Here is a 16,534-nt window from a genome sequence, read left to right as displayed (position 1 = left end):
GCAGGGTGTGGTCGCCGAAGAAGGCCAGGTGGCCGTCGCAGCGCACCGCGTGCCAGCCGAGGGCGTCCAGGTGGCGGCGCACGGCCCGGTCGGTGCCCGCAGGGAGTCGCCGCCCAGGTCGAAGAAGTTGTCGTGGACGCCGACCCGCTCCAGGCCCAGCACCTCGGACCACACCCGCGCCACGGCCCGTTCGTCCTCGTCGCGCGGGGCGACGTGCTCGCCGACCGCCGTCGCGGCGCGCTCGGGCGCGGGCAGGGCGGTACGGTCCAGCTTGCCGTTGGCGGTCAGCGGCAGGGCGTCCAGCGTGACGAACGCCGACGGCACCATGTACTCGGGCAGGCGCGCGCCCAGCAGCCCGCGCAGCCGGGCCGGAGCGAGCGCGGCGGCGTCCGCGCCGGGCGCGGGCACCAGGTAGGCCACCAGGCGCCGGTCGCCCGGCGCGTCCTCCCTGACGAGGGCGACGGCCTCGGCCACGGCGGCGTCCGAGGTCAGCGCGGTCTCGATCTCACCCGGCTCTATCCGGTAGCCGCGCAGCTTGACCTGGTGGTCGACGCGCGAGACGAAGTCCAGGTCGCCGTCCGGCATGACCCGCGCCAGGTCGCCGGTCCGGTACAGCCGGGACCCGGGCGGACCGTACGGGTCGGGCAGGAAGCGCTCGGCGGTCAGGCCCGCCCGGTTCGCGTACCCGCGGGCCAGTCCGACGCCGCCGACGCACACCTCGCCGACGCTGCCGATCGGCACCGGCCGCAGGTCCCCGTCCAGGACCCGCATCGTGGTGTTGGGGATGGCCCGGCCGATGGACACCAGCTCGGAGTCCACCCGGCCGTCGACGAAGTACGCGGAGTTGCCGACCGTGATCTCGGTGGGACCGTACTCGGCGGCCAGCCGCCGGCCCCCGGCGCCGTCCGGCCCCAGCCAGCGGTTGGCCAGCCGCCCGGTGAAGGAGTCGCCCGCGGCGATCACCAGCCCGGCCAGGTCCCGGCGCTCCTGTGCCGACAGCTGACGGGAGAGCAGGTCCAGGTGGCCCGGGGTGAGCTTGACGAACGCGTAGGGGGCCCCCTCCAGCAGCAGCCGGCCCAGCTCGGTGATGTCGAGGTCCTGGTCGAGCAGATGGACCGGCTGGCCCGTCATCAGCGGGGTGAACAGGTCGGGCATGCCGAGGTCGAAGGCCACGGAGGAGAACAGCGCGGCTCCGCCCGTCCCGGCGCTCGCGTACGCGTCGACGGTCCAGCCCAGGTAGTTGGCGAGCCCCCGGTGGGTGATCTGCACGCCCTTGGGGCGGCCGGTGGAACCGGAGGTGTAGATCACGTAGGCGAGGTGGTCCACGTCGTAGCCGCCGGCCGGCGGTTCGAGCGGGGCCGCGGGCAGGGCCTCGACGGCCGCGCGCTCGGCGGCCCCGTCGATCACCACGCACCGGGCGGCGGTACCCGCCAGCCGCTCCGCGTACCGCAGTTCGGTGACGGCGAGCCGGGTGCCGGTGTCGGCGAGCATGAACCGCAGCCGCTCGTCCGGGTACCCGGGGTCGAGCGGGACGTACGCCGCGCCGGCGCGCCAGACGGCCAGCAGGGTGGCCACCAGCTCGGGGCCCCGGTCGAGGAGCACGGCGACGGTGCTCTCGGGCCCGGCCCCCAGGTCCCGCAGCCGGCGGCCCATGCGGTGGGCCAGCGCGTCGAGTTCCCCGTACGTCGTGCGCCGCCCGCCGTGGACCACGGCGGTCGCCCCGGGGGTGGCCGCCGCGCGGCGGGAGATCTCCTCGTGCACGGGCCGCAGCGCCCCGGGGTCCAGCGGCGTACGGGTGCCCAGGGGCTCGGACGGGCCGTCCAGCAGCAGGGCCCGCTCGTCCGCGCCGAAGAAGTCCAGCTCCGACACCCGGGCACCGGGGGTGGCGGCGACGGCGCCCAGCAGGCTGCCGTAGTGGCCGGTGATCCGCCGGGCCGTCGACGCGTCGAAGAGCGCGGTGGCGTACTCCAGGGCGCCCCGGAGGGACCCGTCGGCCTGTTCCTCCAGATGGACGGTGAGGTCGAAGCGGGAGATCCGGCCGGGCACCCCGACCGCCTCGGCCGTCACCCCGGGCAGCCCGAGGGGCTCGGCGGCGTCGGCCCGGACCAGGTCGAACATCACCTGGAAGACGGGGGTGGCGGACAGGTCGCGCTCCGGTTCCAGGGCGTCGGCCAGCCGGTCGAAGGGCACCGAACGGTGGTCGAAGGCGGCCAGCACCGTGTCCCGGTTGCGCTCCAGCAGCCGGGTGAAGGACTCGTCGCCGTCCCAGCGGGCGCGCATCACGAGGCTGTCGGAGGCGTACCCGGCCATCGTGGCGAGCTCGGGGCGGATCCGCGCCGACACCGAGGTGCCGACGGCCACGTCACGCGTCCCGACGTACCGGGACAGCAGCACCTGGAAGGCGGTGAGCAGCACCATGAACGGGGTGGCGCCGCCCTCGGCGGCCAGGGCGGACAGCCGCCCGGCGACCGGCGCGGGCACCGTGAAGTGCTCCGTCGCGCCCGCCCAGGACCGTACGGCCGGCCGCGGACGGTCGGTCGGCAGGCCGAGGGAGCCCAGCCCGGCCAGGTGCGAACGCCACCAGTCGAGCGCGCGGGCGGCCTCCGGGCCGTCCTGCTCCGCGTTGAGCCGGCCCGCGTAGTCGGCGTACTGCACCGGCTCCGCGGGCAGGACGGGCGCGCGCCCCTCGGCGCCCGCCCGGTACAGCTCGGACAGCTCGGTCAGCAGCAGGGGCCGGGTGGCGGCGTCGCAGGCGATGTGGTGGAGGACGACGACCAGCAGGTGGTCGTCCTCGGCGAAGCGGACCAGCCGCGCGCGCAGCGGGGCCCGGGCGGCGAGGTCGAAGGGCCGCAGCGACTCCTCCCCGACCGTCTCGCGGACCACCGCCCCGCGTTCGGCGTCCGTACGTCCCGTGCGGTCGACCACGGCGAAGTCGGCCGGCCCCGGCTCCCGGACCACCTGCCGGGGCTCCGACCCGACCGGCACGTAGTGGGTGCGCAGGATCTCGTGGCGCTCGCACAGCAGGTCGAAGGCCCGGCGCAACCCCTCCGCGTCGAGCGGTCCGCGCAGCCGGTACGCCATCGGCAGCAGGTACTCCGGACCGGACGGGTCGAGCTGGTGCAGGAACCACATCTGGCGCTGTCCGGCGGACAGCGCGAGCGGCTCCTCGCGGGACAGGCGCGGGACGTCCCGGCGGACGCGCCGGGCGGAACCGGACAGCCGCCGGCGCAGCAGCTCCTCGCGCAGGGCCGCGGCGGACGGGGTGGCTTCGGTCATGAGTGGTACTCCCTGTGTGCGGCGTCCAGCTCGGCATCGCTCAGTTCCGCGATCTCGCGCCGTACGGCTTCCTCGACGGCCTCGGCGAGCCCGGCGACGGTGGGCCGGTCGAAGAGGGTGCGCAGCGGCAGCACCACGGCGTACTCCTCCTGGATCCGGCCGACGACCCGGGCGGCGCGCACGGAGTCCCCGCCGAGCGCGAAGAAGCCGTGCGCGGTGCCGATCCGCGGCGCGCGCCCGTCGGGTCCGGCGAGCACCGCGCGCCAGATCGCGGCGATGCCCTCCTCCAGCGGCCCCCGCGGTGCGGTGTACGGCACGTCGTCGGCCGCCGTGCTCAGGTCGGGCGCGGGCAGCGCCGCGAGGTCGGTCTTGTGGTGCCGGGTCAGGGGCAGCGCCGCGAGCGGCACCACCAGCGTCGGCAGCATGTAGTCGGGCAGGTGCCGCGCGCAGTGCTCCAGCAGTTCGCCGCGCGCGGGCAGCGGCCCGTCCGCGGGCACGCAGTAGGCCACCAGCCGGGCCGCGTCCCCGGTCCCGTGGGCGACGACCACCGCCTGGGCCACGGCGGGGTGTTCGGCCAGCACCGACGCCACCTCGCCGGGCTCCACCCGGCGGCCGCGGATCCTGGTCTGCCCGTCGGCGCGGCCCGTGAAGACGATCGTGCCGTCCGGCAGCGTCCGGGCCAGGTCCCCGGTCCGGTACAGCCGCGATCCGGGCGGGCCGTACGGGTCGGGGACGAAGCGCTCCGCGGTCAGGGCGGGCCGGCCCGCGTAGCCCCGGGCCACTCCGGCGCCGCCCACGTACAGCTCGCCGGTCGTGCCCGGGGGCACGGGGCGCAGCAGGCCGTCCAGGACGCGGGCGCTGGCGTGGGGGTACGGCCGCCCGACGGCGACGGCCGTCACGTCCCGGGGGACCTCCCAGCGGGTCGCCGCGACGGTCGTCTCGGTCGGGCCGTACTCGTTCACGAACCGCTTGAGGCGGCGCGAGAGTTCCCGGGCGAGGTCCGGCGGGCACGGCTCGCCGCCGGTCTGCCCGACGAGCCGGGCGTGGCCGACCCCGGCGTCCAGGAACATCCGCCACTGCGGGGCCACGGCCTGGAGGTGGGTGACGCCGGTGCGGTCGATCAGCCCGGGCAGTCCCGCGTGGTCGTCGGCCTCGTCCTCCCGGGCCAGTACCACCCGCCCGCCCGACACCAGCGGCATCACCAGTTCGGTGAAGGAGATGTCGAAGGTGGCCGGGGCGAGCGCCAGCCAGGCGTCGTCCGCCCCGCGGCCGAATTCCAGGTGGGCGGCGGACGCGCGCAGCAGCCGCAGCAGCGAACGCTGCTCGACGGCCACGCCCTTGGGGCGGCCGGTGGAACCGGAGGTGTAGACGAGGTAGGCGAGGCGGGTCGGGTCCCCGGCGTTCCCGGCGTCCCCGGGGACCTCCGCGGCCGGCGCGCCGTCGGCACCGTCCACGCCGTCCACGCCGTCGACGGCGTCCACGGTGAGCACGGCGCCCCGGTGGCGGGGGGCCAGCCGTGCGCGGCCGGCCCCGTCCGTCACCAGCACCGCGGCGCCGGAGTCGCCGAGTACGTACGCCAGCCGCTCGTCGGGCCCGGCCGGGTCCAGCGGCACGTACGCCGCCCCGGCCTGCCAGACGCCCAGCAGCGCGGCGATCAGGTCGGGGGTGCGCGGCAGCATCACGGCGACCGCGGTCTCGGGGCCGGCCCCCAGGGCGCGCAGCCGCCGGGCGAACCGGTCGGCGCGGTCCCGCAGCCGGGCGTAGGACCACTGCTCGTTGCCGCACACGACGGCGACGGCGTCCGGGGTGCGGCGGGCCCGCTCGGCGAACGCGGCGTGGACGCAGCCGTCGGGTTCGCCCGCGGCGGCCGGATCGGCCGCGCCGAGGGCGAGCAGGCGGGCGCGCTCGGCGTCGGGCAGCAGCTCGGCCGTCTCCAGGGGGGCCGACGGGGAGTCGGCGAAGGACTCCAGCAGCCGGACCCAGCAGGCCGCCAGCCGGTCCACGGTGGCCGCGTCGAAGAGGGAGGTCGCGTACTCCACCATGCCCAGCAGGCTGCCGTCCGCCTGCCGCTGCACCACGAAGGTGAGGTCGGTGCGGGCGGAGCACCAGGCGCCCGCGAAGGCCGCCAGGTCGTCCGCGGCCAGGGCGGTACCGGTGCGACCCTCCTCGTGGAAGTCGAACATGACCTGGTACAGCGGGGTGCGGGACGGGTCGCGCTCCGGCCGCAGCTCCCGTACGAGCCGCTCGAAGGGCAGGTCCTGGTGTGCGAGGGCGTCCAGTACGGTCTCGCGCACCGAGGCCAGCGCGTCGCGGACCGGCAGGCCGCCGTCCAGGCGGCAGGCGAGCACGAGGGTGTTGAGGAAGTAGCCGACGGTCTCGGCGACCTCGGCCCGGTCGCGGCCGGCGACGGGCATGCCGAGGGTGACGTCCGGGCGGCCGCAGAGCCGCGACAGCAGGGCGGCGAAGCCGGTCAGCAGGGTCTGGTGGAGGGTGGCGCCCGATTCCCGGCCGAGGGCGGCCAGCCGCTCCGTCAGCCCGGCCGGCACGGTGAAGGTCCGCAGGGCCCCCCGCCCGTCGCGCTCGGCGGGGCGCGGGCGGTCCGCCGGCAGCTCCACGGGGGAGGTGCCGTCCAGGACGGCCCTCCAGTGGGCGAGTTCGCGGTCGCCCGGGGCGCCGGCCTCGTCGAGGCGGCGCTGCCGGGCGGCGTGGTCCGCGTACTGCACCGGGACCTCGGGGAGCACGGCCCGGCCGCCGGTGTGCACGGCCTCGCCCAGGGCGCGCAGGTCCCGGTCCAGGAGCACCGAGGACCAGCCGTCGCAGGCGATGTGGTGGATGCCCAGCAGCAGCACCTGGCCGCCGCCGGCGGTCCGCACCAGCAGCGCCCGCCACACGGGTCCGTGCTCCAGGTCGAAGCCGTGTCCCAGTTCCGCCGCCGCGAGCCGCCGCAGGGCCCCGGCGTCGGCCGCCTCGGCGACGCGCAGCTCCACGGCCCGGCCGGGGGCGTCCACGAGCTGGACGGGCCGCTCGCCCCGCAGCGCGTAGCGGGTGCGCAGGATCTCGTGACGGTCCGCCAGCATCCCGAGGGCGGACGACACGGTCCGCTCCGTCCACGCGCCGGGCAGCCGGATCCACACCAGGTCGGCCCACTCGGGGCTGCCGGGCCGCATCCGCTCCAGCAGCCACAGGCCCTGCTGACCGCTCGACAGCGGCAGCGCGTCCCCGCGGGGTACGGGCACCACGGCGTCCTGCCCGTACTCCGCCGCACCGTCCGCGACGGGGGAGTCTGCGGCGCGGCCCAGGAGGGCGGCCTGGTCCGCCACGGTGACGGCGGAGAAGAGGGCGCGCAGCTCGATCCGCCGCCCCGAGGCGGCGGTCAGCAGGCCCGCGAGCCGTCCCAGGAGCAGGGAGGAGCCGCCGGCCGCGAAGAAGTCGTCGTGGGCGCCGACCGTGCCGGCGGGCAGGTCCAGCGTCCGTTCCCAGGCCCGGGCGACGGCCTGCTCGGCGGGCGTGCGCGGCGCCACGCGGGGCAGGGCGCCGGCGTCGGAGCCGGGCGCCGGGAGGGCGGCGCGGTCGGTCTTGCCGCTCGCGGTCCGGGGGAAGGCGGCCACGGTGGTGAACACGTGCGGAACCAACTGTTCCGGCAGGGCCCGGCGGGCGAACTCCCGCAGCTCGCCCGGCTCGGGCGCGGTCCCGTGCGGCTGGATCCAGGCCACCAGCCGCCGCCCGCCGTCGCGGTCCGCGACCGCGTCGACCACGACCGCGTCCACCCGCGGGTGGGCCAGCAGCGCCGCCTCGATCTCCCCGGGCTCGATCCGCACGCCGTTGACCTTGACCTGCCGGTCCAGCCGGCCGAGGTACTCCAGCTCGCCCGAGGCCCGGCGGCGCACGAGGTCGCCGGTGCGGTACAGCCGCGATCCGGGCGGGCCGTACGGGTCGGGTACGAAGCGCTCCGCGGTCAGCGCGGGGCGCCCGAGGTAGCCGGTCGCGACGCCGACGCCGCCGGCGTACAGCTCCCCGGTGCCCTCCGGTCCGACGGGACGTCCGTCCGGGTCCAGCAACAGCGCGCTCAGCCCCCCGATGGGGCGGCCGACGGGTACCGGGCCCGAGTCGCGGTCGGGGTCGAAGCGGTGCTCGGTGATGTCCACCGAGCACTCGGTGGGCCCGTAGGTGTTCCAGATCCCGGCCCCCGGCACGCGCTCCAGCAGCCGGTGGCACAGCTCCGCGTGGAGCGGCTCGCCGGCGCTGAACAGCAGCCTGAGGGCGTGGCAGCCTTCCCAGCCGGGGGAGTTGGCCAGGGCGTTCCACACCGAGGGCACGGCCTGGAGGACGGTGACGCGGCCGGCGGCCACCGCGCCGAGCATCGCGGCCGGGTCGCGCTCGACGCCGTTCGGCGCGAGGACGACGGTGCCGCCGCCGACGAGCGGGGCGAACAGTTCGAGCCCGGCGGCGTCGAAGCCGATCGTGGTCTTCAGCAGCATCCGGTCCGAGGGGCCCAGAGCGTGCCGCGAGACCAGGTGGCGCACCCGGTTGGCGATCCCGCCGTGCGGCACCACGACGCCCTTGGGACGGCCGGTGGAGCCCGAGGTGTGCAGCACGTAGGCCGGGTCACCGGCACCCGGGGAGGCGTAGCGGGCGAACTCCCCTCCCGGCAGGCCGCCGTCCGCCGCGCCGGGCTCGTCGAGCACCAGCAGCCGGGTTCCCTCGCGGCGCGGGAACGCCGCCACGACGGCTCGCTCGGTGAGCACGAGCGGGGTACCCGTGTCGTCCAGGGTCCAGGAGAGGCGCTCGGCCGGGTGGTCCGGGTCCATCGGCACGTAGCCGGCACCCGCCCGCCACACCGCCAGCAGCGCCACGACCAGGCCGGGGCCGCGCCGCAGGGACACCCCCACCAGGCTGCCCGGCCCGATGCCGAGGGAGACCAGGCGCCCCGCCAGCCGGGCGGACCGCCGTGCCAGCTCCCCGTAGGAGAGGGAGCCCGTGCCGGCGGCCGCGCCGTCGACCGCGAGCGCGTCGGGCCTGGCCGCGGCCCGGGCCACCACCAGGTCGCAGAGGAGCGGGAGCGCGTCCGGCGCCCCCGCCGTGTCGGGTCGCACGGGCGACCGGTGCGCGGGGGCCGACAGCGTCCCGTCGTTCACTGATGCTCCTCGGAGAGTCGCCCCGGACCGGGGCGGGCAGGTGGAAGGCCGTCGGCCGGAGGGCCCGCGGTCCGGACCGTCGGCCCGCTCAGCCGGCGGCGGCCCGCTCCATCCGGCGGCGCAGGCTCAGCGGGCGCATGTCGGTCCACACCGTCTCGACGCGGGCGAGGCACGCCTCCCGGCTGCCCTCCGTGCCCTCGGCGTACCAGCCCTGCGGCAGCGGCCGGTCGGCCCACCAGATCGAGAACTGCTGCTCGTCGTTGTGGACCACGAGGTACGTGCGGTCGTCGTCCTGCTCGCCCATCAGTCGGAGTCCGAGTTGACGATGCGCCGCACGTTGGCCTCGAACTCGGGGTAGGTGCCCGCGCGGTGGGCGATCTCGGCGATGTGCTCCGCGATCTCCTGGAAGGTGCGTCCGTTGAACCCCTCCAGCCCCTCCAGCACCTTCAGGCCGAGCTCGTTCTCCAGGTCGAGGAGGACCTGGACCATGGAGAAGGAGTCGAGGTCGCGCAGCTCCTCCGGCTCCGGGACGTCGGGCTGCTCGGCACAGATGACGGCGGCCGTCCGGCGGATCAGTTCCGTGAATTCCTCGATGAAGGTCGGGGCCTCTTCCGCGACGGTCTCATTGTCCAGGATCATGTTCGCTTTCGCTCCTCAATGGTTTACGCGGATGAACTGTCCGAGGGGTCGGTCGGGTATCTGCCGGACGAATTCGAGTCCTGCCGCTGACCGGGTCCGACCGTAGATCGGTGCCTGCCGCAGGGTCAATGCTCCGATACCCGCTTTTCGTTCCGGGCGTCCCGCCGGCGAGACACCGCAGACCGCACCGGGGGCCGGCCCGCCGTGCGCCGGGCCGCCGGGTCCGATATTCGGCAGGGTCTCTCCGGGAAGTCTTGACCCCCATCGGCGCGCGTGCGTACGGTCCGGTGATTCCCTCGCCCCGGCCGATGAGGCGCCAGGGGCCTCTGCATTGCCGACCGTAATCCCGTCGGCACGCAATTTCGAGGGACGCGCGGCCGGACACCGGTCGACGGTGGTGACCACGGCAGAAGAGGCGAGTGCCCCATGTTCTTTCCGCACACCGAGACCCGGCGGGTCGTGCTGCGCCCGGCCGGCGCCGACGACGCCGCGGCGGCGTACGAGGTCCTCCTCCGGCTGGGCGCCGCGGGGCTGCCCGTGCTGGACGTGTTCGCCAAGACCTTCGGGGAGGGATTGTCGGCCTGCTTCCTCGTCCGCGACAAGGACACGGACGAGGTCGTCGGGCTCAGCACCGTCTCCGCCGTCAACCCGGCGGGCCACCTCCGGATCGAGGTCCACCTCACCGCGGAGACGGCCGGCGAAATCAGCGGCGAGGTCCACGCGCTGACCGCGAACTTCGCGTTCTCCATGTGGCGCACCCGCAAGGTGTACATTCACCGGACGTCGCCCGACATCAGTGCCATCGGATTCGGCGGCGAACACGATCCAATGGTGCGGACCGAGGCGGTCCTGCCCGATCACACGTATTTCCACGGAAAGCTGTGGGACGTTCACGTCCTCGCAATTCACCGTGAAGACTGGAATACGCACGGCGTGGCCCTCCTGGAGAAGATCGTCTGAAACTCCAGAGGCCGGGATTTCTCCCACGGCCGACCTTTGCAATCCTGACGACAACCCTGTTGGAGGTGACGTGCCGCGATGACCCAGCATGTATGGGGTTACCTGCCCGAGTACGACGAAGAACGCGCTGACATTCTTGACGCGGTGGACACGGTGTTCAGCTCGGGGCAACTCGTGCTGGGGAAGAGCGTCAGCGCCTTCGAGCGTGAGTTCGCCGACTACCACGGCCTCGGCCACTGCGTCGGCGTCGACAACGGGACCAACGCGATCGTGCTCGGCCTGCGCGCCCTGGGCATCGGCCCCGGCGACGAGGTGATCACGGTCTCGAACACCGCCGCCCCGACCGTCATCGCGATCGACCTCGTGGGCGCCGTACCGGTGTTCGTCGACATCGACCCCGACACGTACCTGATGGACGTGGACCAGGTCGCCGGCGCCATCACCGAGCGTACCCGCTGCCTGCTCCCGGTCCACCTGTACGGACAGTGCGTCGACATGGCCCCCCTGCGGGCGCTGGCCGAGGAGCACGGCCTGCTCGTCCTGGAGGACTGCGCACAGGCGCACGGCGCCCGCCACCACGGGGCGCTCGCCGGCACGATGGGCCACGCCGCGGCGTTCTCCTTCTACCCGACCAAGGTCCTCGGGGCCTACGGGGACGGCGGCGCCACGGTGACCGACGACCCCGAGGTGGACGCCCGGCTGCGCCGGCTGCGCTTCTACGGCATGGAGAACCGCTACTACGTCGTCGAGACCCCCGGCTACAACAGCCGCCTCGACGAGGTCCAGGCCGAGATCCTGCGCCGCAAGCTCACCCGCCTCGACGCCTACACGGCCCGCCGCAAGGCCCTCGCCGACCGGTACGAGGACGCCTTCAAGGGCACCGACCTGATCACCCCGAAGACCGCGCCGGGCAACGAGCACGTCTACTACGTCTACGTGGTGCGCCACCCGCTCCGGGACAAGATCATCGAAGAGCTGAAGGCCCGCCACGACATCGCTCTGAACATCAGCTACCCGTGGCCGGTGCACACCCAGTCCGGCTTCGCCCACCTCGGGTACGGCCCGGACGCGCTGCCGGTCACCACCCGCGTGGCCGACGAGATCTTCTCCCTGCCCATGTACCCCTCCCTCTCCGACGAGGAGCAGGAGCGGGTCATCGACGCGCTGTTCGACGTCATGGGAAGGCTCTGAGCCAGGTGATCCTCAAGTCCACCGCCGAGTTCCACGCCTGGTGGGCCGAACGCCACCAGGCCGGGGAGTTCTCGGTCCGCCGCGTCCCCTTCGACGCCCTCGGATCCTGGGGCTTCGACCCGCTGACCGGCAACCTCGGACACGCCAGCGGCCGCTTCTTCACGGTCGAGGGCCTCCAGGTCCGCGACGGCGGCACGGAGGTCTGGGCGCAGCCGGTCATCCACCAGCCCGAGATCGGCATCCTCGGCATCCTCGTCAAGGAGTTCGACGGCGTCCTGCACTGCCTGATGCAGGCCAAGATGGAGCCGGGGAACTCCAACACCCTCCAGCTCTCCCCGACGGTCCAGGCGACCCGCAGCAACTACATGAAGGTGCACCGCGGGACGTCCACCCGGTACCTGGAGCACTTCACCGGGCCGGACCGCGGCCGGGTGCTCGTGGACGTCCTCCAGTCCGAGCAGGGCGCCTGGTTCTGGCGCAAGCGCAACCGAAACATGGTGGTGCTCGCCACCGGTGACGTGCCGGAGCACGAGGACTTCCGCTGGCTCCCCCTGGACCTGGTCCGGGAACTGATGGCGGTGGACCACCTCGTCAACATGGACGCCCGCACCGTCCTGTCCTGCATGCCCTTCCTGGTCCCCGAGGACTCGGCCGCGCCCACCGCGGACCCCTTCCGCGACGCGCTCGTGCGCTCCTACCGGGACCGGCCCGCGACGGACGGCCGGTTCGGCCCCGACGGCGCGGTGGGCGTCCTCGGCTGGTTCAACGAGGCGAAGACCGGCATCGACTGGACCGCGCGGCTGATGCCGCTGGCCGACGTCGCCGGCTGGAAGCGCGACGACTGGGAGATCACCGACGAGTCGGCCGAGAGCTTCCGCGTCATCGCGGTCGAGGTCACGGCCGGCAACCGCGAGGTCGCGCGGTGGACGCAGCCCCTGCTCGACCCGCGCGGCGAGGGCCGGGCGGTGTTCGTCGCCCGTACCGTCGACGGGACGCTCCGGCTCCTGGTGCGGGCCCGGCCCGAGTACGGGCTGATGGACCAGGTGGAGATGGCGCCGACCGTGCACCTGCACGCGGGCCAGGACGTGGACGCGGTCCGGGAGCCCTTCCTCCGGGACGCCCTGCTGCCGGGCGGCGGCACGACGCGGTACGACCAGGTCCTGTCGGAGGAGGGCGGCCGCTTCCACCACGCCGGCACGCGCTACCAGATCATCGAGGTGGGTGACGACTTCCCGGCCGACGTCCCCCCGCACCTGTGCTGGATGACGGTCCGTCAGCTGACCGATCTGCTCCGTCACGGGCACTACCTCAACATCGAGGCCCGGTCCCTGCTCACCTGCCTGGCCAGCCTGTGCTGAGCCGGCGGACGGCCGGACCGGACGGGCCGGGGGACGTGAACGCGCGCGAGATTCCGAGACGGGTGGGCCATGTTTGATGCGGCACGAGTAACCGAAACGAAGATCAAGGGGGCCTACCGGATCGTCCCCAACAAGTACCCGGACCGACGCGGATCCTTCTACGAGGCGTTCCGCGCCGAGATCCTGACGGAGATCATCGGCTATCCCTTCACCGTCGGGCAGGCGAACTACTCCCTCAGCTGCCGCAACACCATGCGCGGCATCCACAGCACCGCGCTCGCGCCCGGTCAGGCCAAGCTGGTCACCTGCGTGCGCGGCGCCGTCCTGGACGTGGCCGTGGACCTGCGGGTGGGCTCCCCCACCTTCGGGATGTACGAGATCACCCCGCAGGACGAGGAGTCCGGCACCGCCGTCTACCTCGCCGACGGCATCGGCCACGCGTTCCTCACCCTGACCGACGACGCGTGCATGAACTACCTGTGCTCGGAGGCCTACATCCCCGGCACGATGATCGAGGTCAACCCGCTGGACCCGGACATCGGGATTCCGTGGGGTCTTGAGGAACCGCCCGTCATGTCGGAGAAGGACGCCGCCGCGCCCACCCTGGCGGAGGCGGTGTCACTCGGCATGCTCCCCACCTACGAGGAGTGCCTCGCCCACTACGAGGCGCTGAGGCAGCGCTCGACCAGGGGCTGACGCCCCACGGGGCGTCCCGGCCCACCGGGCGCCCGTCTTCTCACCCCATGCTGAGCGGAGTTCTTCCACATGTTCAAAAGCACGAGCGACAGACTGCGCATCGGGATCATGGGGTGCGCGGACATCGCCTGGCGGCGCACGCTCCCGGCCATCGAGTCCCACCCCGCCGTGGAGGTCGCGGCCGTCGCCAGCCGCCGGGCGGAGACCGCCGCCCGGTTCACCGGCCGGTTCGGCGGGACCCCGGTCGTGGGCTACGACGCGCTGCTGGAGCGCGAGGACGTCGACGCCGTCTACATCCCGCTGCCCGGACGGCTGCACGCCGAGTGGGTCTCCCGGTCCCTGGCGGCGGGCAAGCACGTCCTGGTCGAGAAGCCGCTGACGGCGGACGCCCGGGACACCGCCCGGCTGGTCGCCGACGCGCGGGCGCGGGGGCTGGTGCTGCTGGAGAACTACATGTTCCTCTACCACTCCCAGCACACGGCGGTGCGCAAGGCGCTGGCCGAGGGCGCCATCGGCGAGTTGCGCGGGTTCACCAGCGCGTTCACCATCCCGCCGAAGCCCGCCGGCGACATCCGCTACCAGCGCGAGGTCGGGGGCGGGGCCTTCCTCGACTTCGGCGGCTACCCGGTCCGGGCCGCGCAGTACTTCCTCGGCAGCGACCTGAAGGTCGTCGGCGCGGTGTTCCGGCACGACCGCGACCTGGGCGTGGTGCTGTCCGGCAGCGTCCTGCTGTGCACCCCGCAGGGCGTGCCCGCCCGGCTGACCTTCGGGATGGAGCACTCGTACCGCAACACCTACGGCCTCTCCGGCAGCACCGGGCGCATCGTGCTCGACCGGGCCTTCACGCCGCCGGAGACGTACCAGCCCGTGATGCGGATCGAGCGGCAGGACCACCAGGAGCAGTTCGTGCTGCCCGCCGACCACCAGTTCGCGAACGTCGTCGACACCTTCGCGGCCGCCGTCCTCAAGGGCCTCGACGTACGGGACCACCAGGAGGGCTCGCTGCGCCAGGCCGAGCTGGTCCAGCAGATCCGCGCGAACGCGCTGGTCGTCGAGGTCTGAGCCGGAAAGCGGCCGGTGCCCCGCCAGGAAGGGCGGGGCACCGGCCGTTCGCGTGCGCGGGGGAACGGCGCCGGCGCGGGCCCCTACGGCAGGAAGCCGTCCACCCGGGTGCCCGCCCCGCGCCCGCGCGCCTCGTCGCGCACCCAGCGCGCCAGGGCCAGGTCCAGCACGCCCAGTCCGAACGGGGAGAAGACCGCGGTCCGCTCCGGGTCCCGGCGGAAGCCGGACCCTCCGCGCAGCAGCGAACCGATCGTCGTGTCGATGAACTCCCGGCCTCCTGAGGCCAGTTCGGCCAGGTGCAGCGAGGTCCGCTCCCGGCACACGTGGTCGGCGTCGTCGACGACGTTCTGCGCCCCCAGGATCGACTCCACGGTCAGGTCGCGCAGCGAGACGTGCAGCACGGTCGCCCCCGGCCGGCACCCGGAAAGGTCCATGTGGGGTTCGCCCGCGGAGGTCGCGAGGGAGACCAGCCGGTGCGAGCCCAGCGCCTCCTCCACCCGCTCGACCACCTTGAACACGAGGTCCGGCGCGGCCCCGGCCGCCTCGGCGGCGAAGGCCTCGGCGCGGGCGGGGTCCGTGTCGTACAGCACGGCCTCGCGCAGCCCGGGCAGCCGGACCTTCACGAAGCGCAGCACCTCGCGGTTGATGGGGCCGCAGCCGACCAGCGCGATCCCGTGCGGCTCGGGGCCGGTCACCAGATGGCCGGCGGCCAGCGCCGCGGACGCCGCGGTGCGCCGGGCCGAGATGAGGGAGGCCTCGATCAGGGCCTCGGGACGGCCGTCGTCCGTGGAGTTGAGGATCATGGCCGCGCTGGCCCGCTCCTTGCCGGCGGCGATGTTGCCGGGGAAGCTCGCTATCCACTTCATCCCGGCCGCGGGGTCCTCACCCCCCAGATAGGCGGGCAGGCCGATGATGCGGTCGCGCGGGCTGTCGGGGAAGCGCAGGAACACCGACCGGGGCAGGGCCGTGCGGCCCTCGTCGTGCAGCCGGTAGGTGTCGGCGACCAGCGACAGGATCCGTTCCTCCTGTCCCCGCATGGTGTCGCGCACTTCACGATGACCGATGACCAGCAAGGGAGTCTCCTTCGTGCCGAGGGGATCTGAGAACGAGGCCCAGGCCCCTGTCGGGACCCGGGCCTCGTCGGTGACCGGGGGCGGGGGCCGCGGCGTCCGCGCGGCCCCCGCTCAGCCGGAAGCCGTGGCCGCGGGCAGCGCCCCGTACGCGTCGCCGGCGCCGTGGGCGCCCGGCGCGGGGAGCGGGACCTCGCCGAAGTGCCGGCGCACCCAGTGGTCCGAGTAGATGGTGTCCAGGTAGCGGTCCCCGCCGTCCGGCAGGATCAGCACGCAGGTCGACCCGGCCGGGATCTCCGGCGCGAGCCGCTCCAGCGCGGCGACGAGGGCCCCGGAGGACCCCCCGGCGAGGATGGCCTCGCGCCGCACCAGCCGGCGGCAGCCGGCCACCGCGTCCAGGTCGCTGACGTGCACCACGCGGTCGGCGGCGGTGGGGTCGAACAGGGCGGGCACCACGGCGGCGCCGTGCCCCGGTATCAGCCGGGAGCAGGACACCGGAGAGTCGAACAGCCTGCTGCCCACCGCGTCGACCGCGACGACCGTCGTGGACAGGCCGTGCCGGCGGACGTACGCCGCGCAGCCGCCCAGCGTCCCCGTGGTGCCGGTCGCGCAGAACACGTAGTCCACCGGGCCCGGCAGGGCCTGGTGGATCTCCCGCATCGTCTCCAGGTGCGCCCGCGGGTTGAGCGGGTTGGAGTACTGGCCCGGCACGTAGGCGTGCGGCACGCCCGCCGCCAGCTCGGCGACCCGGCGCAGCCGCTGGGGCAGGAACTCCCCGGTGACCGGGTCGGGCACGGCGACGAGCTCCACCTCCGCCCCGTAGGCGCGCAGGATCGCCAGGTTCTGCTCCGTCGTGCGCGGGTCCACCACGCAGATGAACCGCAGCCCGTGGTAGCAGCAGATCTGTGCGAGGCCGATCGCGAGGTTCCCCGAACTGGACTCGATCACCGTGGTCCTGCCCGGCACCGCCTCCCCGGTGCGCAGGCCCTCCAGCAGCATGGCCAGCGCGGACCGGTCCTTGATGCTGCCGCCGGGGTTGAAGCGCTCCATCTTGGCGTGGATCCGCAGGCCGTGGTCGGCCGACAGCCGCTCCAGCTCGACCAGGGGCGTGTTCCCCACCGTGGCCAGGATCCCCCCGAGCGTCCGC

11 protein-coding genes are annotated in these 16,534 nt (G+C 74.4%); 5 read left to right on the top strand and 6 right to left on the bottom strand.

The genetic code is table 11. The features are described from left to right. The 4 genes from ACQKM2_RS26115 to ACQKM2_RS26100 form a co-directional block, all read right to left on the bottom strand. A partial coding sequence (locus ACQKM2_RS26115) for an amino acid adenylation domain-containing protein (RefSeq protein WP_427713874.1) occupies window positions 1-3,276 on the bottom strand: 3,276 nt, incomplete at its 3' end. Continuing rightward, window positions 3,273-8,411, bottom strand: coding sequence for an amino acid adenylation domain-containing protein (locus ACQKM2_RS26110; protein ID WP_427713871.1), 5,139 nt, complete (start codon window positions 8,409-8,411; stop codon window positions 3,273-3,275). The genes ACQKM2_RS26110 and ACQKM2_RS26115, both read right to left, overlap by 4 nt. Before the next feature lie 88 nt (window positions 8,412-8,499). Further along, window positions 8,500-8,715, bottom strand: coding sequence for an MbtH family protein (locus ACQKM2_RS26105; RefSeq protein ID WP_427713870.1), 216 nt, complete (start codon window positions 8,713-8,715; stop codon window positions 8,500-8,502). Continuing rightward, a complete protein-coding gene (locus tag ACQKM2_RS26100; RefSeq protein ID WP_427713868.1) occupies window positions 8,715-9,050 on the bottom strand; it encodes a hypothetical protein in 336 nt (111 codons plus the stop codon). Before ACQKM2_RS26100 ends, ACQKM2_RS26105 begins: the two co-directional genes overlap by 1 nt. A gap of 426 nt (window positions 9,051-9,476) precedes the next feature. Between ACQKM2_RS26100 and ACQKM2_RS26095 the strand changes: the two genes are divergently transcribed. The 5 genes from ACQKM2_RS26095 to ACQKM2_RS26075 all read left to right on the top strand — a co-directional run bounded on the left by ACQKM2_RS26095 (window position 9,477) and on the right by ACQKM2_RS26075 (window position 14,317). Beyond that, complete coding sequence (locus ACQKM2_RS26095) at window positions 9,477-10,010, top strand: hypothetical protein (protein WP_427713866.1); 534 nt, start codon at window positions 9,477-9,479, stop codon at window positions 10,008-10,010. A gap of 78 nt (window positions 10,011-10,088) precedes the next feature. Then, on the top strand, window positions 10,089-11,201 hold the full coding sequence (locus tag ACQKM2_RS26090) for a DegT/DnrJ/EryC1/StrS family aminotransferase (RefSeq protein WP_427713864.1): 1,113 nt from the start codon (window positions 10,089-10,091) through the stop codon (window positions 11,199-11,201). Window positions 11,202-11,206: 5 nt separating this feature from the next. Next, window positions 11,207-12,559, top strand: coding sequence for an NDP-hexose 2,3-dehydratase family protein (locus ACQKM2_RS26085; protein ID WP_427713861.1), 1,353 nt, complete (start codon window positions 11,207-11,209; stop codon window positions 12,557-12,559). A gap of 69 nt (window positions 12,560-12,628) precedes the next feature. Beyond that, window positions 12,629-13,255 (top strand): dTDP-4-dehydrorhamnose 3,5-epimerase family protein, encoded by a 627-nt coding sequence (locus ACQKM2_RS26080; protein WP_427713860.1) that lies wholly within the window; start codon window positions 12,629-12,631, stop codon window positions 13,253-13,255. A gap of 69 nt (window positions 13,256-13,324) precedes the next feature. Continuing rightward, window positions 13,325-14,317, top strand: a complete 993-nt coding sequence (locus ACQKM2_RS26075; protein WP_427713858.1) for a Gfo/Idh/MocA family protein — start codon at window positions 13,325-13,327, stop codon at window positions 14,315-14,317. A gap of 83 nt (window positions 14,318-14,400) precedes the next feature. Here the strand turns inward: ACQKM2_RS26075 and sbnB are convergent, their stop codons facing one another. Then, window positions 14,401-15,390: a 2,3-diaminopropionate biosynthesis protein SbnB gene (sbnB, locus tag ACQKM2_RS26070; protein WP_427713855.1), complete on the bottom strand. Its 990-nt coding sequence runs from the start codon at window positions 15,388-15,390 to the stop codon at window positions 14,401-14,403. Window positions 15,391-15,501: 111 nt separating this feature from the next. After that, complete coding sequence (sbnA, locus tag ACQKM2_RS26065; RefSeq protein ID WP_427713853.1) at window positions 15,502-16,506, bottom strand: 2,3-diaminopropionate biosynthesis protein SbnA; 1,005 nt, start codon at window positions 16,504-16,506, stop codon at window positions 15,502-15,504. Between the last annotated feature and the right edge of the window lie 28 nt (window positions 16,507-16,534).

Source organism: Streptomyces sp. NPDC004126 (assembly GCF_050275515.1).
Classification (GTDB): Bacteria; Actinomycetota; Actinomycetes; order Streptomycetales; family Streptomycetaceae; genus Streptomyces.
Note: the sequence above shows the minus strand (reverse complement) of the source record. Positions and strands in the feature narration are given on the sequence as shown.